The organism is Cuneatibacter caecimuris (assembly GCF_004216775.1).
GTDB classification, from domain to species: Bacteria; Bacillota; Clostridia; order Lachnospirales; family Lachnospiraceae; genus Cuneatibacter; species Cuneatibacter caecimuris.
In genome coordinates, this window is the sequence record NZ_SGXF01000001.1 from 673,324 (window position 1) to 696,647 (window position 23,324).

At 51.0% G+C, this 23,324-nt stretch carries 20 protein-coding genes and 1 other annotated feature; of the genes, 4 read left to right on the top strand and 16 right to left on the bottom strand.

The genetic code is table 11. The features are described from left to right. Positions 1-2: 2 nt before the first annotated feature. Complete coding sequence (locus tag EV209_RS03205; protein ID WP_165388796.1) at positions 3-2,618, bottom strand: DUF8487 domain-containing protein; 2,616 nt, start codon at positions 2,616-2,618, stop codon at positions 3-5. Then, positions 2,609-5,878 carry a DUF5107 domain-containing protein gene (locus EV209_RS03210; RefSeq protein WP_130432983.1) on the bottom strand — a complete coding sequence of 1,090 codons (3,270 nt, stop codon included), beginning with the start codon at positions 5,876-5,878 and terminating at the stop codon, positions 2,609-2,611. The genes EV209_RS03205 and EV209_RS03210 overlap by 10 nt, the downstream gene beginning before the upstream one ends. 179 nt (positions 5,879-6,057) lie before the next feature. Between EV209_RS03210 and EV209_RS03215 the strand changes: the two genes are divergently transcribed. Continuing rightward, positions 6,058-6,933, top strand: a complete 876-nt coding sequence (locus EV209_RS03215; protein ID WP_130432985.1) for an AraC family transcriptional regulator — start codon at positions 6,058-6,060, stop codon at positions 6,931-6,933. Between the two features lie 123 nt (positions 6,934-7,056). Here EV209_RS03215 and EV209_RS03220 read toward each other — a convergent pair whose 3' ends face one another. The 3 genes from EV209_RS03220 to EV209_RS03230 all read right to left on the bottom strand — a co-directional run bounded on the left by EV209_RS03220 (position 7,057) and on the right by EV209_RS03230 (position 9,901). Next, positions 7,057-7,581, bottom strand: coding sequence for a DUF4411 family protein (locus EV209_RS03220; protein ID WP_130432987.1), 525 nt, complete (start codon positions 7,579-7,581; stop codon positions 7,057-7,059). Next, positions 7,575-8,738 (bottom strand): ImmA/IrrE family metallo-endopeptidase, encoded by a 1,164-nt coding sequence (locus tag EV209_RS03225; RefSeq protein WP_130432989.1) that lies wholly within the window; start codon positions 8,736-8,738, stop codon positions 7,575-7,577. The genes EV209_RS03220 and EV209_RS03225 overlap by 7 nt, the downstream gene beginning before the upstream one ends. 110 nt (positions 8,739-8,848) lie before the next feature. Then, complete coding sequence (locus EV209_RS03230; protein WP_130432991.1) at positions 8,849-9,901, bottom strand: inorganic phosphate transporter; 1,053 nt, start codon at positions 9,899-9,901, stop codon at positions 8,849-8,851. 139 nt (positions 9,902-10,040) lie between these two features. On the opposite strand from EV209_RS03230, the gene EV209_RS03235 reads away from it, so the two are divergent. Continuing rightward, complete coding sequence (locus tag EV209_RS03235; protein WP_130432993.1) at positions 10,041-10,922, top strand: alpha-hydroxy acid oxidase; 882 nt, start codon at positions 10,041-10,043, stop codon at positions 10,920-10,922. 167 nt (positions 10,923-11,089) lie between these two features. Next, positions 11,090-11,791, top strand: a complete 702-nt coding sequence (gene mtnN, locus EV209_RS03240; RefSeq protein ID WP_130432995.1) for a 5'-methylthioadenosine/S-adenosylhomocysteine nucleosidase — start codon at positions 11,090-11,092, stop codon at positions 11,789-11,791. Positions 11,792-11,973: 182 nt separating this feature from the next. Here mtnN and EV209_RS03245 read toward each other — a convergent pair whose 3' ends face one another. The 6 genes from EV209_RS03245 to EV209_RS03265 form a co-directional block, all read right to left on the bottom strand. Beyond that, positions 11,974-14,616, bottom strand: coding sequence for a valine--tRNA ligase (locus tag EV209_RS03245; RefSeq protein WP_130432997.1), 2,643 nt, complete (start codon positions 14,614-14,616; stop codon positions 11,974-11,976). 199 nt (positions 14,617-14,815) lie between these two features. Then, positions 14,816-15,036: a binding site (T-box leader), on the bottom strand. Between the two features lie 62 nt (positions 15,037-15,098). After that, entirely contained in the window at positions 15,099-15,263 is a 165-nt protein-coding gene (locus EV209_RS16225; RefSeq protein WP_165388797.1) for a hypothetical protein, read from the bottom strand. 28 nt (positions 15,264-15,291) lie between these two features. After that, the gene (dgoD, locus tag EV209_RS03250; protein ID WP_130432999.1) at positions 15,292-16,440 is read right to left on the bottom strand and encodes a galactonate dehydratase; all 1,149 of its coding nucleotides are present in this window, start codon (positions 16,438-16,440) and stop codon (positions 15,292-15,294) included. 4 nt (positions 16,441-16,444) lie between these two features. Further along, positions 16,445-17,113, bottom strand: a complete 669-nt coding sequence (locus EV209_RS03255; protein ID WP_130433001.1) for a bifunctional 4-hydroxy-2-oxoglutarate aldolase/2-dehydro-3-deoxy-phosphogluconate aldolase — start codon at positions 17,111-17,113, stop codon at positions 16,445-16,447. Between the two features lie 13 nt (positions 17,114-17,126). Beyond that, entirely contained in the window at positions 17,127-18,071 is a 945-nt protein-coding gene (locus EV209_RS03260) for a sugar kinase (protein WP_130433003.1), read from the bottom strand. Positions 18,072-18,082: 11 nt separating this feature from the next. Then, entirely contained in the window at positions 18,083-18,847 is a 765-nt protein-coding gene (locus EV209_RS03265; protein ID WP_130433005.1) for an IclR family transcriptional regulator, read from the bottom strand. A 190-nt stretch (positions 18,848-19,037) separates the two neighbouring features. Here EV209_RS03265 and EV209_RS03270 point away from each other — a divergent pair, with 190 nt between their 5' ends. Continuing rightward, a complete protein-coding gene (locus EV209_RS03270) occupies positions 19,038-19,988 on the top strand; it encodes a DUF5688 family protein (RefSeq protein ID WP_130433007.1) in 951 nt (316 codons plus the stop codon). On the opposite strand, the gene EV209_RS03275 is transcribed toward EV209_RS03270, so the two are convergent. From EV209_RS03275 to aroE, 5 genes are all read right to left on the bottom strand, one after another. Continuing rightward, complete coding sequence (locus EV209_RS03275; protein WP_130433009.1) at positions 19,989-20,666, bottom strand: SanA/YdcF family protein; 678 nt, start codon at positions 20,664-20,666, stop codon at positions 19,989-19,991. A gap of 186 nt (positions 20,667-20,852) precedes the next feature. Continuing rightward, positions 20,853-21,410 carry an elongation factor P gene (gene efp, locus EV209_RS03280; protein WP_130433011.1) on the bottom strand — a complete coding sequence of 186 codons (558 nt, stop codon included), beginning with the start codon at positions 21,408-21,410 and terminating at the stop codon, positions 20,853-20,855. A 105-nt stretch (positions 21,411-21,515) separates the two neighbouring features. Next, positions 21,516-21,941, bottom strand: a complete 426-nt coding sequence (aroQ, locus tag EV209_RS03285; protein WP_130433013.1) for a type II 3-dehydroquinate dehydratase — start codon at positions 21,939-21,941, stop codon at positions 21,516-21,518. Continuing rightward, positions 21,938-22,447, bottom strand: a complete 510-nt coding sequence (locus EV209_RS16580; RefSeq protein ID WP_130433015.1) for a shikimate kinase — start codon at positions 22,445-22,447, stop codon at positions 21,938-21,940. Before EV209_RS16580 ends, aroQ begins: the two co-directional genes overlap by 4 nt. Beyond that, positions 22,444-23,316 (bottom strand): shikimate dehydrogenase, encoded by an 873-nt coding sequence (gene aroE / locus EV209_RS16585; protein ID WP_243647478.1) that lies wholly within the window; start codon positions 23,314-23,316, stop codon positions 22,444-22,446. The genes EV209_RS16580 and aroE overlap by 4 nt, the downstream gene beginning before the upstream one ends. Positions 23,317-23,324 lie beyond the last annotated feature (8 nt).

The following is a 23,324-nucleotide window of genomic DNA, read 5'->3' on the forward strand; positions in this document are numbered from 1 at the left end:
CGTCAGAAAAACATTCCCAGAAATGTTTCCGGGCTGATTTCCTGATCCGGGCGGAACTTGTCTGACAAGACGTACTCTGCAATGCTCTGCCTCAGCCCTTTCACCGGCAGTTGTTCTCCCTGCAGGTCAAAACCGCAGAATAAAATTTCCGCAGCGCCCACTTTTCCTTCAAACAAAGGAGAGGCGGGCGTTTGTGTCAGGAAATTCGGCGCCAGTTCCACAATGGAGCGAAAGCCGCTTCCAAGCTGCTGCAGTTTTGCTCCGGCACAGCCGTCGATCAGAGCTTTCCATTGAAATCCCGGATATTCTTCAGTTGGAAAATTCTCAAACAATGGATGCCCGGAATCAATAATGGCGCCGCAGGGCCTGGAGCTGGGGAAAAATACCGGCGACCAGAATACTGGCGTGAAGCTCCCTTCTACCGGGCATTTCAGCCCCTCTCCCGACACAACTGCTCTGCCGCCTTCCCGGATCAGGCGTTTTAGTTCTTCGGAGTCCCCCCGCAGCATGGGCAGGCCAGTTTTTTCTTTTTCCGGATATACATAGACCATCCAGGAATTGCTGCCCCCTTCTGCGGAAAGCTTCACTCTGAGGCCGGCGGGATTTGAAAGGCCTGTCAGCGGGATTTCCACCTGCTGTTCCCTGGTCTCTGTCCTGAAAAACAATTCTTTCCCATTCCATAACTCCAGATGAAACAGCGGGCTTTCGGCCCGTTCTTCTCTGCTGTCAAACAGCTTCAGCCGGGCTTTCAGCGTTTCCTCTGTGGAATACACCCGCTTTGACAGAAACAGAGGCACTGCCGGGCCGCAGAACTGCCTGAATTCTTCCGGGGTAAGGATTCCCTTACTTTCCCAAAACGCATTTAAAAGACCCACGGCAGCCGTATTCTGTCCCGTATAATCGCACAGGGAAAGCAGGCTGAAGCCGCCGAACCCCTCTGTCCTCAGAGCGGTTTCCACATCTTCTTTATACAGCAGTGCCGCCATAGCCCCTGAAGCCGCTATATAATCTTTTCTCCTGTCATAAATTCCATTTTTTATCATTTCCCGCCGGATGGCTTCCAGATTCACCGGCAGCATATTTCCCTGATATTCCAGGATTAAATCCACATCCGGAAATACACAGTACTGACCCACTTCAAAAGAAACCACAGGCGCCGGCACATCTTCCACTGCCTCCCGGTAGTCCAGGCAGGAATGCTCCGCCGCGGCTTCCTGGAGATGCTGCAGCCTCACCGGGTGTCCTCCCGCCTCAAAAGCGCAGAGGTAATCTTCGCAGGGCGAAACAGGATGGTCAAAATTTGAGGTCAGCGTATACAAGTGTCTGGGGTCCTGGGCTTTCATCATGATAATAATATCTTCCAGCAGTTCAAAATCTCCCATGATTTCATTCCCGTTGGAGAACATCAGAAAAGAAGGGTGATTGCCATAGGTTTTGGAAATCGCCAGCGCTTCCTGGGTGAAGTAATACCTGTGCAGGATATCCTCCCCCGCCGCCGGGCAGCCCACATCCCGGTTCAGCCAGAACGGCATCTCCACTGACAGATAAATCCCCAGCCGGTCCGCAGCGGCAAACGCAGCTTCCGGCGGGCACCAGGCATGGAACCGGACATGGTTCATCCCGTATTCTTTTACAGTGGAAAATCTTTTTACCCAGGTCTCTTCCTCCATGGACGGGTACCCCGTTAAGGGATCAATCGCGCAGTCCGTGGTGCCGCGCAGGAAAATAGGGCGGCCGTTCAGCAGAAGATTTTTTTCTCTGGAACAGGCCAGCCGCATCCCAAAGGTGACCGTCCTTCTGTCCTCGCCTCCATTTTCTGTTTCCAGCACGGCATCCAGCCGGTAGAGACAGGGATGAAATTCATTCCACCAGCAGATCTCTCTGATTTCACAATGAAAGCGCTCCGTCTGTCTGGCCTGGTAGAGCTCAACTTCCCGGCTGACACAAGGGAGCGGTTCCCCATCCGGAGAAACAATGGTGAGCCTCAGTCTGGCAGCTGACTTTTTCCCCGGAGAAGAAATCCCGCTGGCAGTCACTACTTTTACATCTATCCCGTTATCACAGGGATAAACCTGGATATCCTCCATGCGCTCCTGGTTTAAAAACTGCAGTTCCATCCGCCCGATCACGCCGCTCCAGATCCCCTGGGTATCAATGCTGTAGCCGCTGGCCATACCGCCGATATTCAGAAGATTCCTGTTATCCAGCCGCAGCGTAATGGTATGGACTCCTGGGGTAAGCAGCCCCGTCAGGTCATGGCAGTGGGGCGCGGAGAGCTCCACAACCTGCCGCCCTGCGCATTTTCCGTCCACCCAGGCCTGAGAAGCCATATTCACCCGTTCCAGAAACAGCCTGACGTCCTTTCCTTCACATCCCCTCGGTACCCGTACCTGGCGCTGCAGCCACAGAGGGCCCACATATTCATACCGCTCCCTGGGCGCCCGGACCGCTTCCGGGGTAAATTCTGCGGCATACTCCTGTTTTCTGCCGATCTGATTTTGGCAGGCGCTTCCCGGCAGAAGAAAGCCTGCCCCTTTCAGTTTCCGCTGAAACAACTTTCTGTCAAGTCCCGTGTTCTCCTCATCTGTTTCATAATCCCAGCTTCCGCTTAAATCCATGATCTGCATTGTTCCGCCGCCTTTCTCACCTGCCGCAGCCCGAAATGAGACTGATCTTCTTCCAGGCCCTTTTCTGCGTAACGCGCCGCCTCTTCCCAGTTACTTTCCCCCAAATATCCCAAAGCAGTCAGGAAGCAGCAGTCCACCCGGTTTTTCCGGCGTCTGTCCCCTTCAAAGATCAGGAAATCCGGCAGTGATACCGCAAAGTAGTCTATTTTTATTTCATCCTTTTCATGAGCCAGCCCGAATTCCCGCAGCCTTCTGAAGCATTCTGACGCCTCTCTCTCACGTCCCAGCTTTCCCAGGGCCAGGCCGGAATAATAAAGCATTTCCGGGGGCTGGTCGTTGTAATAAACCGCAGCAGAAATCTCTCCCGGCCCTCTGGCAGCCCGCCTCAGCGCATCTTCCCCGGCTTTTCCCTGACGCAGGCAGCCCAGCAGATAATCAATATCCTGGTCTTCCGCCCCAGCCAGCTTTCCCTCGCCCAAATTTTCCGGATAACAGAGCGCGGCCTGAAGATGCGCTTCTGCTGTTTCCGGTTTTTCGGCAAATACTTCTTTGGCAAGGCCTACCCTGGCAATCCTGTACTGGGCAGTGATCTTCCCCTCTCCGCCTTCCCAGGGATGAAATCTATGCTGTTCCATGGCCGCCAGAGCCTTTTGATACTGCCCGTCCAGGTTCAGCAGTGTCACATATTCCGTATACAAATCGTCCCGCCCGGCCAGCAGTTCCTGATGTGCTTCCATCTGCGCCAGCCGGTTTTCATATGGCAGGTTCAGCACTTTATACAGCTGATCCAGCTCGTAAAATACTCTGGCGTCCGTTGGGTCCATGGAAAATGCCCGTTCCATAGCTTCTCTGGCCCTGGAACCGTCTTTTCGTTTATTATAATAAGCAAGTGCCAGGTTTCTCCAGACAGTGGGCAGTGAAATCTCACAGCAGCAGGCTTCCCACAGCTCCACGGCTTCCTCCCATCTCCCCCGGTCATACAGAAGCTCGCCCAGGTAATATCCGGCCCATTTTCCGCCTGTCCTTACCGCTTCCTGCAGCACTTCCATATCCTCCAGGCGGTTAGGGAAGCAATAGTGGCTGCTGCACTGCTCTGCCCGCCTCAGCGCATCTTTCCGTTTTGTATTGCTGTAAAGATGATAATGTACCATGGGATCCCCGCTGTCAGAGCAGAGTTCCAGCACAGACGCGGCTTCTAAAAACAGATATGCTTCTCTGTAGTTCAGAGACAATTCAATGTAATTCTGTGAATCCTCCCGCAGCAGTGCTTTCAATTCCTCCTGTCTTTTTTTATCGTGAAACAGGAGATACAGCTCGTATCTGCATCCGGTATCCAGAGGATCTATCCTGCAGGTTTCCTCCGCAAAAGAAATTGCCTCTTCTGTCCGGTCAAGCAGCCTCAGAAGCGTGGTCTTCAGATTTCGTGCTTTCAGGTGGTGCGCGCCGCAAAGCAGGGATTTTTCCGTAAATTCCAGCGCCTCAGAATACCGCCCTTCCCCTGCGCTCAGGCAGGCCAGCTGATAAAACGCCCGATTCTGCATGGAACCGTCCCAGGCAGCGCGATAAAACGCGTCATAAGCCTTACTTTTCTTGCCCAGCGCCTTGTATGCCAGCCCCAGATTGTAAAAGGGTTCACAGTCATAGGGATTGGGATTTTTCCATATGGAAGAGTCCGCGGCCCTCCTGAAATATTCCAGAGCTTTCTCATAACAGCCTTTTTGGTACAGATATTTTCCGTATCCATTGTTCAGCCTGATATCAGATGGGTCCCGTTTCAGACCCTCCAGGTAGTAGGGCTCCGGAGAACGGGTGGCATGGCGGTACTGCTCCAGATGCACCGCGGCCAGAAACAGTTTTTCTGTCGTTTCCAGTTCTTCCGGTTCCGGCAGGGCCTCTGCCGGGGAAGGCGCCGGCTCCTGATGATCCAATTCCGGGGAATAGGAGATAATTTCCTTACTATCCTTACTCAAAAGGAAACGAAGCCCGTTCAGTTCTGTTTCCGGACAGAAATCCTCAGGAAGGTGTTCTTCCCGCAGAAATGTATTCCGGGGAGACAAATTCACCGTTTCTGAAAACAGCACTCTGTTTTCCCAGCGCAGCTCTGCTGTTACTTCACCCAGTTCTGCCGGAGTAAAGGCGCTGCAAATTGCTTTTCCATCCCTGATCTCCAGATTTACAGCGCCGTTAATACAGGCGTTTTTTACGGCCCCCACATTTTTATAGGGCATAAAATACTGTACAAAACTTTTTTCCTCATAAGGTTTTAAAAAAGTAAAGTCCGGCTGGTTGTCCGTAAACACGCCTGTCATCAGCTCGATATACGGACCGTTTTCATCTGTCAGATTCCTGTCCCAGGCGCGGCCAAAGCTTCCGTTTCCCCAGGTCCACTGTTTCTTTCCGGGAGCCACATGGTGGTCCGCAATATGGAGCAGCCCGGCCTGTTTTCCGTAATCATAATTTCCGATAAAATCATAGTCTGAGTGCCAGGCCATATAAGAAGTGGGCACCGGGATATTTTTGTAGCGGGAAATATCCACCCCGCTGCTGTAATCCACTTTGTAATAAGTTCCTGTAGCAATGGGGAAGGTCGAAACGGCCCGCTTTCCGTGATCCGTCACTGCATGGACGTCCGGAGGGAAAATTGACTGGGTGTGATCATTCACTGCCACAGCCGGGTTCGCCCACCATAAAAAAGTCTGGACCCGGTCCGTGGGGTTATAGAGCTGTCCCCTGATTTCTAAGTATGCCTTGTCCGGATATACTGTGAAGCCCGCCATCCCTTTGGTATGGAACATCTTCTCCACTTCTCCCATCCAAACGGTAACAGAGCCGTCCGGATGTTCTTCTATCGCATATTCTACCGGATCAAAGGTGGAAGGACGGTGGTGCTGCGGCCAGTTAAATTCAATCCCGCCTGAAATCCAGGGACCCGCCAGCCCCACCAGCGCCGGTTTGATCACCTCATTATAATAAACCGCGTCGTACCCGTTTGTCTTATCATACAGGCGCTGTACCCGTCCGCCGATTTCCGGCAGAAGCATGACCAGAATATACGCATTTTCCAAAAAAATTGCTTCATATTCTTTATTCGTTTTGATATCTGATATATTCTCACACACCGGATGGGGATATACCCTGCCGCTGGAACCCTGGTAGACTCTTTTTTCCAAAAACATTGGATTCTTGCTGTACTCTGCGGCTTCATAGGTCGGGATCACAATTTTCTCCCTGCGCACTTCTACTTTTCCCATTTCATTTCCTCCTGACAGACTCTGATAGTACAGTTATAGCACTGTTCCTTCCACTGGGCAGTCCGGATTATTGCTGTAAAATAAGAAAATATTGCTTTTCACTTGCGCCGGGATCCCGTTCTGTTGTAGACTGTAAACAGAAAAAACCGCTGCAGATATTGCTGAGAAAGGAACAGAAAATGAGAAGATCAGAAGAGAGGTTCACTCAAGATTCGGTCTGGGTCACCGCTACCCCCACAGAGGCGTCCAGCGCCTTTCCGTTTTACGCTTCAGAAGCCGGCCGTTTTTCGGCGCTGGAAAATTATTCTGTCTCCCGGGACTTCCATGACAGTTTTCTGCTGCTGTTTACCACCGGCGGGGCGGGGACTGTGGAAACCGGCGGCTGTTCCTTTCTGCTTCCTCCGGGCTGCGCTGTTCTTCTGGACTGCCGCAGCTTCCACCACTATTATTCCTCAGACAGCAGATGGGATTTCCTCTGGATTCACTTCCAGGGACAGGGCGCCTGTTCTTTTTACAATTTGCTGTATGAGAAACAGCCCAGGGCCATTGACCTGCAGGATTCAGAGAGTTTCCGCCAGCAGCTGGTCCGCCTGATGCCGCGCATTCAATACACGGATATTGTAAATGCTTCCGGGCTTTCCTCAGAATTTCACCAGCTTTTCCACCAGCTTCTTCTGTCCTCTGTGCGGAATGCGGACAAGGCAGCGCATGCTTCCTGCCAGGAGGCGGAGCTTGCGGCATCCTACATCCGGGAGCACTTCGCGGAACCGCTCACCCTGGATATGATAGCCGGCTCAGTGCATCTTTCCAAGTATCATTTTATCCGGCTGTTCCGCCGGGTCATGGGCGTCACGCCCTACAGCTATCTGATCCACTGCCGGATTAACCAGTCCAAATTGCTGCTGCGGGGTACTGAGCTCTCCGTGGCAGAAATTGCCTCCGCCTGCGGGTTTTCCGATGCCAGCAGCTATATTGCTCAGTTTAAAAAGCATACCGGACTTCGCCCGGCGCAGTATAAAAAAGAATTTTCCGGGCCGCTTATTGCTTCTACCTGATTTAATACCTCGATTATGATGTCAGATGTATCATATTTTTGACCATTTGATGTTATTTTCCGTAATCATATGGGCTGTCGCACTAAATAATTTGTGCGACAGCCCCCGTAAATTATTTCTTCATTAAATTTTTATCTTAAGCTGACGCATCATCTGGAATAAAGTATGTACCTCAACATTAAAATGTTTAGCAACATCCGGTATCTTTACACGGCCACTTTTATTTTTAACATTTAATGAACCTGCAGATTGTTCAAATGTAATCAACTTATAATCTTTAGCAGCCGCTGCTGCAATAAGCCATGGGTCTGCGACTTCATTTCTGGCCCATTCATTTAACCCTCTTTCATTGTAAAAGCCGCATTCCTGAATATACTGCATCACTTCCGCATATTTAGGGATTATTTCTGGATCAACGTGGTTACAGACTTGAAAATCATCTTTCCTTTCAGATACCCACCCTTTTAACTCATCTTCCCCCTTATCAATCTCGGCTTTTACCATATCAAGCAAAACTATATTACCAGTTTTTATCACATCTTCAAAAGTTTTCCAAAATGAAGGAGTTAAATCATAAGCATAAAAAAACCTTGATGCTGTCATCAATGTATTCGCATCAATCAAAAATCTTTCTGATAAATTTACCATAAAACACCTCCAAGTCCGCTTGCAACTTCAAAAAATGTTTTGCTGGTAGTATTCGTTAATCGGTATGCTTCTGTAAAGGATGTTCTGCCACTCTTTACACTTTCACATAACGCACGTACAAAAACGCCGTCTAATTTACTGCGGGCAACTTTATAATAATCTCCACCAGAACCTTTTTCCTGCTTAGCCTGGATGGATGCTTCAATGGCTTCTTCTATAACCTGATTATATACATTCTTATTTATTTTCTTATTGTCTAGAGCCCTACGGGCAATGACACTGCCGCTACAACGGAATATTTTGGCAAATTCCTTTATCTTTTCATATATATCAACACTTATATGGTTATTCCATTTTTCAAGAAATGCTGCATTCGGTACCATTAACTCTCCCGCAACTGCGTTGCAAATAGCCTCAATTGGCTTTATTTCACTTGCAGAATATCTCCTGTCATTATATAGATCATTTACTCCAACCCAAAGATGTGCAATCTCATGGAACAAAGAAAACAGTTTTCCACCTGCAGAATCCGCACCATTAATAAAAATTAACGGAGCCCATTCATTTGCCATTGCAAACGCCCTGAACTCGTTTACATCTAAAGCACGATGGGTATTTTTCCCAACAACACCATTCATCATCACAACTATTCCACATTCTTCCAAAAGACTTCTAACTTTATTGAATGCCTCAGAAGAATTTGCACATTCTTTATACCACTCAATAGTAAGTCCCAGATCATTACGAATGTTATCTGCAATTATAATTATATTTGTTACATCTTTTAAGCTTCCGATAACTCTAATGGTGTCGTAATTCCATTCTTTCCTGTAATTAATCATCCATTCCTGAACCATTTCCATCTCATGAATAGTATCAATCAGATTTCGGCTCGGATTAGCTAATTCTACACTATCAAGCGTTCTATATTTCAACAAACTAATCTGCTCTACTGGCGGTGTCTGCAAAAAAAAGTATCCCAATGGAATATGAGATTTTTTGCTAAAATCTTCTATCTGATTAAAAGTTGGACTTTTAGTACCATCAATCCAATGCTTAATATTTTCTAAAAGTTTTGTACCCAACTTTTCTTCGCTAGTTTGGCTAAGTGCCCAACTTAAAATTGCTGGGTGTATATTAACATTTACTGTTGGCATAGTACGTCCTCCTTTCGACCATATTTAATTATAGTATATCAAAAAAAATCCAAAAATCACTACTTTTTTACGGATTTTCAAAATTTTTTATAGAATCATGAGCATGGAGCTCACAGGATTTCCATAAACATTTTTGCCATGATAAAGCTGATCACGCCGCAGACCGGAAACGTCAGGACCCAGGCCAGAACCATCTCCCGCACCACTCTGAAGTTTACTGCCGTCAGGCTCTTTGCAGCGCCTGCCCCCATGATGGCGCTGGTCTTTGTATGGGTGGTGGACACAGGAATGCCGAAAAGGCTGGAATACAGCAGGCAGGCAGCGCCTGCCAGATCCGCGGAAAATCCCTGGTATTTTTCCAGCCGCACCATATCCTCCCCTACGGATTGTATGATCTTTTTTCCTCCTGTACAAGTGCCCAATGCCATCATTCCGCTGCACAAAAACATCATCCAAGCCGGAACCGCCATTCCGGCAATATCTGCTCTGCCGGCAGAAAATGCAGCTCCCAGCAGCAGAATGCCCATAAATTTCTGTCCGTCCTGAGCGCCGTGCATAAAGCTCATGGCCGCTGCTCCGGCTATCTGCGCGCCGTTAAAAAATTTTTCTGTTTTTCCGGGGTCCAGCTTTCTGCAGGCAAATACCACCAGCCTGCACACCGCCCAGCCGGCCGCAAATCCTAAAACTAGGCTGAGCCCCAGCCCATAGAGGACTTTCCTCCATTCTTCCATATGGATTCCACTGGTTCCATGCTGAATCGCAATGGCAGCACCTGTTATTCCCGCAATCAGACTGTGGCTTTCGCTGGTAGGGATTCCCCAGACGGAGGCGGCCATGCTGTAAACCACAATGGAAAATAAAGCGGCGCACAGAGCGGCCAATGCGCTCTGTGTGTTTGTCCCGAAATCCGCCATCTGGCTGATGGTAGCCGCCACGGAACTGTTGATCTGTGTCATGACCAGGACGCCCAGCAGGTTAAATACCGCTCCCATCCAAACTGCCGCCCGGAAGCTTAAGCATTTTGTGGATACACAGCTGGCAATGGCATTGGGAGCGTCTGTCCAGCCGTTCACAAAAATCACTCCCAGAGTCAGAACAACTGTCATGAACAGGATCGGATTCGCAATCATTTCATTCCAGAGGGACAAAAACGACATTTCCATAGGTTCTCCTTTCCGGACTGCCGCCCTGCTCTAATAAATGCGGCAACGCAGAGAAAAAGACTGAACAGGAGGCCAAATTATGCTTGTGCCGTCAGTTTCCCTATGCTATATTGAGGAAAAAGAACGGAGGGTATTATTTATGGAGCAAATTACTGTTTCCGGTGATTCCAACAGGATCACAGGAGAATATTTTGAACAAATCGCCATTGAGCTGCGCCAGCTGGACTGTGTTCCTCCCGATACTTCTATGGAATTATTTGGCAAACACTTTGAAACGCCGGTGATGATGTCTCCTCTGTCCCACCTGAAACCTCTGGAATCAGGCGTGCCCGGCATGACTGCCATGGCCATGGGCGCCGTCCTCTCGGGCAGCGTGATGTGGGCCGGCATGGGGGATGAGGCGGAGCTGGAGGACATTCTGTCCACAGGCGCTGAAACCATTAAAATTATTAAACCTTATGCTGACCGGGATCTTCTGTACCGCCGCATGTCCCATGCGAAGGATTCCGGGGCTCTGGCGGTGGGCGTGGATATCGACCACGCCTTTGGGGATTGTCTGGGATATCCCATGAAGCCTTTGAGTTTTGGCGAGCTTGCGGAACTGACCCGGGCTGCCGGACTTCCTTTTGTGGTGAAAGGAGTGCTCAGCATCCAGGACGCGGAAAAATGTGTCCAGGCAGGCGCAGCCGGCATTGTGGTTTCCCACCACCATGGCATAATCCGCAGCGCGGTCCCTCCCCTGTTCCTGCTTCCGTCCATTAAAAAAGCAGTGGGCAGGGAACTGAAAATCTTCGTTGACTGCGGTATCGATAACGGGCTGAACGCTTTTAAGGCGCTGGCCCTTGGCGCGGACGCGATTTCACTGGGTCGTGCTGTTATGCCTGTTTTGAATGAAAGCGGTCCGGAAGGGCTGAGCAGATATGTGAAATCCGTGACAGATGAGCTGAAGCAGGCCATGTACCGGACTGCTTCTCCCGATCTGAATCATATTGATCCGTCTGTGGTACATATCCTGAACTAAAGGGTTCTGCGAGCCGGACTCTCACGCCCAAGCGCGGCCGCCTTCCCGGCCATATTTCCTCAGCGCGTAGTGCGCATCACCCGGAGGGTTTTGTTTCATAGGACGGACTTCCTTTAAAAAATTAAAGCTGGAACTTTATTGATTATAATTACGAAAGGATATTATTTATGAAAATAGGGATCATCTGCGCAGCGGATACGGAACTTGAACCTTTTTTTAAACACATGAAAAACTGCACAGTAACAGAAAGGGCTATGCTGCAAATTTATGAGTGCACAATCAATGATATCTGCGTCACCGCGTGTTTTTCCGGAGTATGCAAGGTAAATGCTGCCATTGCTGCTCAGATTTTAATTGACTGTTTTCATGTTCAGTGTATCATTAATTCCGGAACATGCGGCGGGATGACCAGAGATTTGGAAATATTTGATACTGTAATCTCAACGGAAGCTGCATACCACGATGTCAGTAAGGATATTCTCACCGAATTTCATCCGTGGATGAGCAGCGTTTATTTTCCAGCTGACCGGAAACTGCTGGAGCTATGCGCAAAGGCTGTTTCAGACTGCAAAACAAAACATCGAATTGTATTTGGAAGAATGGTGACAGGGGAAGCGTTTATTACTGATGGCATGCGTGAGGGCATTAACCAGGATTTTTCTCCGCTTTCTGTTGATATGGAAACGGGCAGTATCGCGCATGTATGTTATGTAAATAAAATTCCTTTTGTTTCAATCAGAACTATTACGGATACGCCGGACCACGGCGGCAGTGAACAGTTTGAATTGAACTGTGAAAAAGCTGCTGAGCTGGCTAAGGATATTACTTTGCTTCTGATTGACAGGATCAGGCAGGAGGGATGGGCATAAGGGATTCCCTGATATAAATTTCTGTTATTGGAGGGCTTTGAAAGGGAGTCGCGGGGAGACGGCAGAAGATATCGGCTATATCCTCCTCCGTTTTTTCTGCCGTCTCCCTGCCTGGTCTTCTTTCTGACCATAGATTGTGTTGACTTTTTTGCTGGCTTTTGGTTCCCCTGTCGGGGAAATTCTTATTTTTTCAGCGCTGCCAGGCGTTCCTGTACCTGCGCCATCATGTCTGTATATTTTGCCAGCTTTGCTTTTTCTTCTTCAATTTTTGCAGCCGGCGCTTTGCTGATAAAACGCTGGTTTCCAAGCATTCCGTTCACCCGGGCCAGCTCGCCTGTAAGCCGTTTTTCTTCTGCTTCCAGACGGGCGATTTCTTTTTCGATATCCACCAGGTCTGCAAAGGGGATGTAGATCACGGCTCCGGGAATCACGCAGGAAACTGCGTCTTCCGCAATACCTGATTTATCTTCCTGCACCGCCACTTCCCCTGCATAGGCCAGGGTTCCGAAAAATGCTCTGCCGTTTTCAAAGATCCCGCGTATTGTTTCACTCTCGGAAACCACAATAACTTTTGATTTTCTGCTGGGCGGAACATTCATGCCGCTGCGCAGGTTCCGGATCGCGCGCACTGCCTCTTTAATGGTCTGAATGGAGTTTTCCTCTTCCTCAAAATTCCACTCTTTCCGGTATTCCGGCCAGGAGGACAGCATGATGGTCTCTTCCTCATTCTGCAGATTACAGAAAATCTCTTCTGTGATGAAGGGCATAAATGGATGCAGCAGCTTCAGGGACTGGATCAGTACTGTCTTCAGCGTCCAGAGAGCGGCAGACTTGGTATTGTCTGATTCATCATACAACCGGGGCTTCACCATTTCAATATACCAGTCGCAGAATTCCTCCCAGATAAAGTCATATACTTTCTGCACTGCAATGCCCATCTCATATTTATCCATGTTCTCTGTCACGTCTTTTGCCAGTGTGTTCACTTTGGACAGAATCCAGTGGTCAGCTGCGGTCAGCTCTTTCAGATCCTGTTCTGCAGGGATCTCCGCGCGCTCCAGATTCATCATAATGAACCTGGAAGCGTTCCACACCTTATTGGCAAAATTCCGGCTGGCTTCCACTCGTTCCATATAGAAACGCATGTCATTGCCCGGCGCGTTTCCGGTAATCAGCGTCAGGCGCAGGGCATCGGCTCCGTACTGGCTGATGATCTCCAGGGGGTCAATGCCGTTGCCCAGGGATTTGCTCATTTTGCGGCCCTGGGAGTCTCTGATCAAGCCATGGAAAATCACAGTATGGAACGGCAGTTTTCCTGTCTGCTCCAGTCCGGAGAACACCATACGGATCACCCAGAAGAAAATAATGTCATAACCGGTCACTAATACATCAGTGGGATAGAAATACTTATAGTCTTCCGTTTCCTCCGGCCATCCCAGCGTGGAGAAGGGCCACAGAGCGGAACTGAACCAGGTGTCCAGCGTATCCTCATCCTGGTGGAAATGGGTGCAGCCGCATTTGGGGCAAACGGCGGGAGCCTCCTTGGATACTACCATCTCTCCGCACTCCGTGCAGTAATATGCCGGAATCCGGTGTCCCCACCACAGCTGCCTGGAAATACACCAGTCCCGGATATTCTCCAGCCAGTTCATATAAGTTTTTTCCATCCGTTCCGGCACCAGCTTCAGTTCGCCGCTCTTCACCGCTTCAATAGCCGGCTTTGCCATCTCCTCCATCCGCACAAACCACTGCTGCTTCACCATCGGTTCCACTGTGGTTTTGCACCGGTCGTGAGTTCCCACATTATGCACATGGTCCTCCACTTTTTCCAGCAGACCTTGCTCTTCCAGATCCTTCACCATCTGTTTTCTGGCCGCGTACCGCTCCATTCCCGCGTATTTTCCGCCCAGCTCATTGATGGTGGCGTCGTCGTTCATGATATTGATTTCCGGCAGATTGTGGCGGCGCCCCACCTCAAAGTCATTAGGGTCGTGAGCAGGGGTGATTTTCACACAGCCGGTTCCGAACTCTTTATCCACATAGGCGTCCGCGATCACCGGGATTTCCCTGTCAGTCAATGGCAGCTTCAGCATTTTGCCCACCAGATCCTGATAGCGTTCATCTTCCGGGTTCACTGCCACCGCTGCGTCTCCCAGCAGTGTTTCCGGCCGGGTAGTGGCTACGATCACATAGCCGGTGCCGTCTGCATAGGGATAACGGATGTGCCAGAAATGGCCGGACTGCTCCACATGTTCCACCTCCGCGTCGGAAATGGATGTGTTGCAGACAGGGCACCAGTTCACGATTCTGCTGCCTTTATAGATATAACCTTTGTTGTAAAGGCGGACAAAAACTTCATTCACCGCCTGGGAACATCCTTCATCCATGGTGAAACGCTCCCTGTCCCAGTCTGCGGAAGAACCCATCTTGCGCAGCTGCTTTACAATGCGGTTGCCGTATTCTTCTTTCCACTCCCAGGCACGCTTTAAAAAGCCTTCCCGGCCCAGGTCGTGTTTGTCAATTCCTTCTTTTTTCAGCTGCTCAATAACCTTCACCTCAGTGGCAATGCTGGCGTGGTCTGTGCCGGGCTGCCACAGAGCGTTGTAGCCCTGCATCCGCTTATAGCGGATCAGGATATCTTGCATCGTGTTGTCCAGGGCATGGCCCATGTGCAGCTGTCCCGTCACGTTGGGCGGAGGCATTACAATGGTAAAGGGTTTTTTACTCCTGTCCACTTCTGCGTGGAAATATTTTTTTTCCAGCCATTTTTCATACAGCCGGTCTTCGATTTCATTGGGGCTGTAGGTCTTTTCCAGTTCTTTCATTTTTTCTTCCTTTCTGTGTGATGCGCTGCGCCTTCGGCTTGCGCTCGTTGTAGCGGTTTCTTCGCTCCACTAAGTTCGCTCACCTCCGGTTCGCTCTCTAAGGGTCGCGAAGGGCTTTCGCACTAAACTCCCGCTGCGCCTTCGGCTTGCGCTCGTTAAGTGCTCAATGCCAATGCCAAAAGCGCCCTTTTGCTGATTGCAAAAGGGCGCTGTGTCTGCGCGGTACCACCTTATTCAAGCAGGCCTGGCCTGCTCCTCTTTCCCTGTAACGCCGGGGTAAAGCGTACCTGCTTACTGTTGTTTCAGCGGTCGGTTCGGGAGCCACTTTGGGAATCTGCTCTGCCTGGACGGTCTCTCAGCCGGTGGACCGTCTTCTCTGGAGGCTACGGGATTCTTACTTTTCTCCGTCTTCACCTTTTTGTATATGCATTAGCATAGCGATTGAACTTTGTTTTGTCAAGGCTTTTTTTGAAAATCTTTTTCTAGTTCCGTTCTGCCCTGTTCCGGTCCAGCGCGTCCACAATGAATCCGATTCCCGCCGGGAAGGCCAGAACCATACAGTCTCCCAGCCAGTAGGCTGAGATGGCTGCCAGGATCAGCACTACGATCACTGAAATTATACTGCGGTTGATTGTATTATTTTCCATACTTATTTCCTCCATTCGGGTCGGTGGTTTACCATTCCGCCACGGAACCGTCCGCGTGCCTCCATACAGGGTTTTTCCAGTTGTGGGGCGTCCGGTTTTCTTCCAGAACCAGTTCCCGGTTCACTTCCACACCCAGGCCCGGCAGTTGGGGAAGCTGTACAAAGCCGTCAGTGAACTTAAAGTCCTCTTGGTTTTTCACATAATCCAGAACACTTTTTCCCACATTATAGTGAATCCCAATGCTCTGCTCCTGAATCACGGCATTGTAGCTCACTGCGTCCACATTCAGGCAGGAAGCCAGGGCGATGGGGCCCAGCGGGCAATGGGGAGCCAGCGCCACATCGTAGGCTTCCGCCATGGCCGCGATCTTTTTCACTTCTGTAATCCCGCCTGCATGGGACAGATCCGGCTGAATAATATCCACTCCCCCGGCCTCCAGCAGACGTTTGAAATCCCACTTGGAAAACAGCCTCTCTCCTGTGGCGATAGGCACATTGCAGGCTGCGGCTATCTCCCTGAAATTTTCCATGTTTTCGCAGAGCACCGGCTCTTCGATAAACATAGGATCAAATTCCTCCAGCTTCTTTGCCAGCACTTTCGCCATAGGCTTATGTACCCGCCCGTGAAAATCAATGGCGATTCCAAAATATTTTCCGCAGGCTTCCCGGATCGCCGCAACCCGTTCCAGCACCGCGTCAATCTTGTCATAGGAATCAATCATCTGCAGCTCTTCCGTAGCGTTCATTTTTATAGCTGTGAACCCGGCGTTCTTCTTTTCCAGCGCCGCGGCCCCCACGTCAGAAGGGCGGTCCCCTCCGATCCAGGAATAGACCCGCATTTTATCATGGCATGATCCGCCCAGCAGCTCGTATACAGGGGCGTTAAAGTATTTTCCCTTGATATCCCAGAGCGCCTGGTCAATGCCGGAAATGGCGCTCATCAGCACGCCGCCTCCCCGGTAAAATCCTGCCCGGTATAATACGGTCCAGATATCCTCGATCTTCCGGGGATCTGCCCCCATCAGATAATCTTTCATTTCCTGGACGCAGGCCAGCACCGTAGCGGCATGGCCTTCCAGAACAGCTTCCCCCCAGCCGGAAATACCTTCGTCTGTTATGATCTCCACAAATCCCCAGCGCGGACGGACAAAATAAGTATTGACTTCTGCAATTTTCACCCTTTTATTTCTCCTTACTTTCCTTTATTTTCTTACATTCATTTTTTACCTGACGGATCTCTTCCATCATAGCCGCCACATAGGCAGTCCCTGCCGCCCAGTCCCCTTTTTCCACTGCTTCTCTGGGCATCATGCTGCTTCCCAGGCCCACGCCCAGATACCCCTGGCGGAAAAAATCTCCGATATTCCCAGGGTTCACACCTCCGATTGCCACATACTCCGTTCCGTCCAGAGGCCCTTTCAGGCTCTTGATATAGCCCTTTGGCATATCGCCCGCCGGGAACAGCTTAATGGTAGAAAAACCGTACCGGAGGCAGGCGGAAACATCAGACGGCGTCAGCGCGCCCGGCAGCATGGCAATCCCCTGATCCCTGCAGTATTCCAGCACATCCCTGTCCGTTGAGGGGGATAAGAGAAACTGCGCGCCTGCCTTTACCGCAGCTTCTGCTTTTTCTACAGTAATTGCGGTACCGGCCCCCACCAGTGCATCTTCTCCCAGGGCCTCCCGCAGCATGGAAATCTGTTCCAGCGCATGGGGAGAATTCAGAGCCACTTCAAAGAACCTCACCCCTCCTGCCACCACTGCTCTGGCATAATCCACTGTTTTCGCCAGCGGCACATTCCTCATAATTGCCAGCAGAGGGTTTTCCTCTACAACCTTTCTTAAATCCATCTCTGATCCTCCTTTACCTGAAAATCTCCTGTTTCTTTTCTAATTTTGCCATAATCTGCTCTTTAGACGGACAACCTTCAATGTCGCCTGAAGTTTCCGTTGCCATAGCTCCTGCAATCCCCCCCATCTGGCCGCAGGTCCGCAGATCCCGGCCTTCCAGAATTCCGGCCAAAAAGGCAGCGTCAAAAGCATCCCCTGCGCCGATAGGGTCCACCGGCCTGCAGGGGTAAGGCTCTATCCGCTCCAGCCCCTCCTGATCCGCCGCCCAGGCCCCCCGGCTTCCATCCTTTAATGCGATCCACCGGACGCCCTTTTCCCGTAAAATCCCTACAATTTCCTCCGGCTTTCTGGTCCATAAAAGCTGCTCCGCTTCGTCCAGGCCCAGCAGCGCAATCTGGGAAGAAAAAAGCAGTTCCCTCATAAGAGGCCTGTAATCCCGCTCTCCCCACAGTTTTTTCCGGATATTGGGGTCAAAGCTGAGCAGGATTCCATACCTGCGGGCAAATTCCGCCATGGTGCGCACGGTATCTTCACAGCTGCCGCTTAAAACAGGTGTAATTCCTGTCAGATGGATAATCCTTGCAGAATGCAGGTATTCTTCTTCTAAATCTTCCGGGGACAGATGGCTGGCAGCTGAATTTTCCCTGTAATAATATACCCTGGTCTCCCCGCTCCCGGTTTCTTTGAGCATCAGGCCCGTTCGGTGGGCCCCGTCGGTCTTTACGGCGCAGGTATCCACTCCCTCCGCTCTCACGGAGTTCAGTACAAACCGCCCCATCTCGTCATCCCCAAGGCGGCTGATCCACCCCGCGCTGTGGCCAAGCCTGCACAGGCCGGCCGCCAGGTTGCTCTCCGCCCCGGCCATCCTCAGCCGGTAATCCGGGACATACCGCAAGGGGCCCGCTTCTTTCGGCGCCATCACCGCCATTGTTTCTCCCGCTGTAATCACTTCCGGCATTTTCCGTCCTCCTAAAATATATTTCCGAAATGCGCATCAGTATCTGTCATCATCCTGCTGATTTCGTCTCCTGTCTCCCTCAGCCGTTCCAGATAAAATTCTTTCCTGCTCTCCTCATACCGGAACACCGGCACCGCCACACTGAGGGCAGCCGCGATCCTTCCCCTCTTTTTCACCGGAACCGCAAAACACCGTATATATTCTGTAGATTCCTCCGTCTCCCAGGAATACCCGCATCCCAATATTTCCTGCAGCTGGGCAGCCAGCCTGCCAAAATCAGTTACCGTCCGGTCTGTCAAGGGTCTTAATCCATCAGGATACAGACGCCGCAGCTCTTTTTCTCCCAGTTCCGCCAACAGGGCCTTTCCGATCCCCGTGGCATAAGCAGGCATGCGGCGGCCTGTTTCCGTCAGCATCCGCAGCGGTTCCGGGGAATCCTGTTTGCACAGATACAGCACCTCGCCCCCCTCCAGCACTCCAAAATAACAGGTTTCTTTCAGTTCAGCCACCAGCCCTTCCAGCTTCCCCTTCACATAATCCAGAATAGGAAAACAGCCGGAAAACGCCGCTCCCAGAGAAAAAAGAGCGGTACCCGCCTGATATCTTCCAGACTCATCTCCAAAAAGGTATCCCATATCACAGAGTGACTGCAGAATCGGAACCAGGGTGCTTTTGGGAATCTCCAGCTCTCTGCTGAACTCTGTCAGCCGCTTCCCTTTTCCGCCTTCCAGTGTGGCTTCCAGAACTTTCATTACTCTCCATGTCGGCTGATGCATAAGCCCTCCGTTGTTCTTATATACGAATCGCGTTCATATTTCAGTCCTTTTCTTTAAGATAACACATAAATAATGTAGCGTCAATTCATTTTTTTCTTTTGCCGTAACAAATCGCACCTTGTCTTTTTTATCCTCCTCAGTTTATAATCAATCCATCACATTTCATTTTTCACTTCAAAGGAGAATATCTATGGACAAATCTCAATCATTTCCTGTTCTTTCCGAGGATGCGTTTTTTCAGCGCATTCTGCAATGTCTGCGCAACGAGCTGGGATCCGGATGCCGGATTCGTCTGGAAACCGTATGGAAAAATAACGGCCTGCTCCTGCACGCCGTCATCATCACAGAGGACCGTCTGACACTGTCCCCTGCCCTCTACCTGGAACCTTATTATCAGGATTACCGTCAGGGAATCCCTGTGGCCACGCTGGCCCGCAGAATCGCGGCCTCTTACCGAAGCCGCAGGGCAGATCCGGAACTGGACGCGGATCAGGTTCTTCCCTCCGAAAACGTGAACCAGCGTATTTTATTCCGTCTGGTCCACTGGTCCCGAAACCGGGAGCTGCTGAAAAACGTCCCCCATATCCCCTTCCTGGACCTGGCTGTCGTTTTTTATTTTACTGTGTCCCACAGTGTCCTGGGAACCGGTTCCTGTCTTCTCCAGCACTCCCATCTGGAAGCCCTTCATCTGAAAGAATCTGAACTGTGGCCTTTGGCCCTGGTCAATACCCCTGCGCTCCTGCCCGCCAGAATCCAGTCCATGCAGGAGCTTCTGCCCAAAATGCTGGAAGCTCTGGCGGCTGAAGACAAAGAAGCCCTGCCGGAACAGGATCTGGACAGCCTTTTCCCGCCCGGGGGCTCCCCCATGTATGTGCTCACCAACCCCTCCTGCAGTTACGGTGCGGCCTGTCTGCTGTATCCCGGCGTGCTGTCTTCTTTCGCAAAAAAACTGGGCTCGGATCTTTACATCCTGCCCAGCAGTATTCATGAAGCGATATTGATGCCGGCCGCAAGCGCGCCGGACCAGGCCGCCCTGGCGCGCATGGTCCGGGATGTGAACCGCACTGACGTCCCCATCTGCGACCAGCTGTCAGACCGCGTATATTTATACAGCAGGAAGCTGGACCAAATCGTATACTGATCAGTCGTTGGTTTCGTCCCCGTCCCCGCTGATCGGAACTGGTTCCCCCAGGGCAGAAGGCGCCGGCTGAAAGACCAGCGTCCAGAAATCCTTGTTCCTGGCCAGGATCTCCCGCAGGTCCCGATAAGCCTGTCCCGCATAGGTGCGGGGATCGGCGTTTACTCCCCAGGCCTCGATGCCCAGCTTTTCCGCCGCGTACAGCGCGCGGTACATGTGGTAGCCCTGGGTCACCACCAGCATCCGTTTAACTTGAAAGACATCTCTGGCCCGGTACATGCTCTCATAGGTAGAGAAACCTGCATGGTCCATAAAAATATCTGATGAAGGCACGCCCGCATCCGCCGCATACTGCTTCATCACGTTAACTTCATCATATTCTTTCCTGCCATGGTCTCCGCTCATCAGCAGCTTTGGCGCAGCCCCTTTTTGGTACAGGGCGATTCCCTGTTCCAGCCGGTCCTGCAACATGGGGCTGGGCACACCCCCGTCCCATACTCCCGCCCCCAGTACCAGGATACAGTCCACATCCTCCAGGCCCGCAGCCTCATCCTCCGACAAAATCCTGTCTTTTACAGAGTGCCTGACCCAGAAATCTGTCCCAAAAACAATGGCTGCGCAAAGCAGCGTCAAAAGAATCAAAATTCCCGCAGCAGTCTTCCATTTTTTCTTTTTTTTCATTTTTTCCTCCGTACGCCGCCTGCAGCCGCATCCTGATAAAAACAATTCCGTCGGGAATCAGTTTAAAATAATAAACAGTATATTTTCCGAAGGAAGCTTACCAGTACAGAAAAAGACGCTGCGGCGGCATCTCACAGCCTGTTTCAGCGTCCTTTCTATATCACTCCGTTCTATCAGCCCTTATCATCAAACGCGGGACAGATATTCCCCGGTTCTGGTATCGATTTTAATCACATCACCCTGGTTCACGAACAGCGGCACGTACACCTGAGCGCCCGTCTCCACCGTAGCGGGCTTGGAAGCTCCTGTTGCGGTATCTCCCTTAAAGCCTGGCTCTGTCTCCGTAATCTCCAGCTCAACAAACAGCGGAGGTTCCACGGAGAAGACGTTGCCGTTATGAGAACAAATCTTTACCATCTCGTTTTCCTTCACAAATTTCAGGGCGTCGCCGATGGAATTCTCCGGAAGAGCGATCTGATCATAGGTCTCATTATCCATAAAATAAAACAGGTCCCCATCGCTGTACAGGTACTGCATGTCCTTGCGGTCAATACGGGCTGCGGGGAATTTCTCCGTGGGACGGAAAGATTTCTCCACCACGCCGCCGTTCTTGATGTCCTTAAGCTTCGTACGCACAAATGCCGCGCCCTTACCAGGCTTTACATGCTGAAATTCTACAATCTGATATACACTGTTTTCATATTCAATGGTCACACCGTTTCTGAAATCACTTGCTGAAATCATTTATTTGTTCCTCCTTGGAATGTTTATTTGTCTGTGATCGCAGCGAAAAAATAGCCTTTTGGCCATATCTTAACTTATTCTACACTATCTCCCCTGAAATTTCAACTACTTTTTCAATGCATCCATAGCCAGAAGATATCCCTGCAGACCCAGTCCCACGATCTGTCCCCTGCAGACAGGCGCAGTTACAGATGTATGGCGGAATTCCTCTCTCTTGTGCACATTGGAAATATGGACTTCAATCACAGGGATCTGTACCGAGGCGATGGCATCCCGCAGCGCATAGCTGTAATGCGTATACGCGCCGGGATTGAACACGATCCCCTCTGTTTTGTCATAATATGCCTGCTGCAGGCGGTCGATCAGCGCGCCTTCTGAATTGCTCTGAAAAATATCCACCTGATCCCCGTCCGCCTCCGCTTTCTCACGTATCATCCCGCACAGGCAGTCATAGCTATCAGCTCCATAAATCCCCTTTTCCCGGATTCCCAGAAAATTTATATTTGGTCCGTTCAGTACAAGTATTTTCATATATTGTTCAGCTCCTTTATCCTTCTGACCACTTCATCCGCAGACATCCCGTCCACAGGCACAACCTCATGGGCTGTATCCCGGTACGCCGGTTCCCGCTCCGCAAGCAGCTCCCTCACCCTGCTTTCCGCTCCGCCTCCCTGGAGGAGAGGCCGGGTAGTGTCGCCCTTCAGCCGCTTCAGCACCGTTTCAGGCTTCACCTGCAGGTAGACCACAGTCCCCAGCCTGCGCAGAGCCGGCCTGTTCTTTTCAAAAACAGGCATTCCGCCCCCTGTGGAGATCACAGCAGGCGCTTTCTCCTCTGCCAGCTGTTTCAGGATTTCTTCTTCCAGACGGCGAAAAGCCGGCTCCCCCTGCCGGGCAAAAATCTCAGTGATCCGGCATCCTGCCTTTTCTTCAATCATTTGATCCGTATCAAGAAGCTCTCTTCCCAGTTCCGCAGCCAGCGCCCGGCCCACGGTGGATTTTCCGGCCCCCATGAATCCGATCAGCACAATATGTTTCATGATTGCTCCAGCATCCTTTCCATCAGACAGTACGCTCCCTCTGATACCTCTGCGGGCACTGTCTGCCCGGTCCAGAGTTCAAACGCCTCCACGCCCTGATACAGAAGCATCCGAAGCCCGTTATATGCCTCCGCTCCGGCCTCCATCGCATATTTCATAAACTTCGTTTTAGCGGGCGTGTAAATAATGTCCATCGCTACATCGATCAAACGGTAAAACGCCGGGTCTTCCACAGGCGCTTCCTCCACACAGGGATACATCCCCACGCTGGTAGCCTGAATCACCAGATATTTTCCAGCCGGAATCTGCCTCCAGCAATCTGTCCTCAGAGGAACGACAAGCCCCTCGCCAAATATGCCATTCACATGCCCGGCCATCTCCTCTGCCCTGGCCAGCGTCCTGTTCAGCAGCCAGATCCTGGACATGCCCTCCCTGGCCAGCAGATAGACCACCGCCCTGGCGGCGCCTCCCGCTCCCACCACAACAGCCTCACGTCCCGCGAACTGCGTCACACCTGCGTCTGCCAGCGCCCGTTTGATTCCCGGCAAATCAGTATTGTATCCTTTGTAGCCGCCCTCCATCCTCACCAGGGTATTCACGGCGCCGATATCCGCCGCCCCCCGGTCGATCTCCTTCAGATAGGGAAGTATCGCCTGTTTATGAGGAACGGTGGCATTCATGCCTAAAAGGTTCATTTCATAAGCGCCTTTCAGCACCTCTTCCACCCTCCGCACATCCACACGGAAAGGCACATAAATGAAATCTATCCCCATCTGCTCCGCCATATAATTATGAAGCACCGGGGATAATGAATGGGCAACCGGATCAGCCATCACGCCGCATACCCGGGTCGTTCCTTTTACCAGCATCCTGTTCC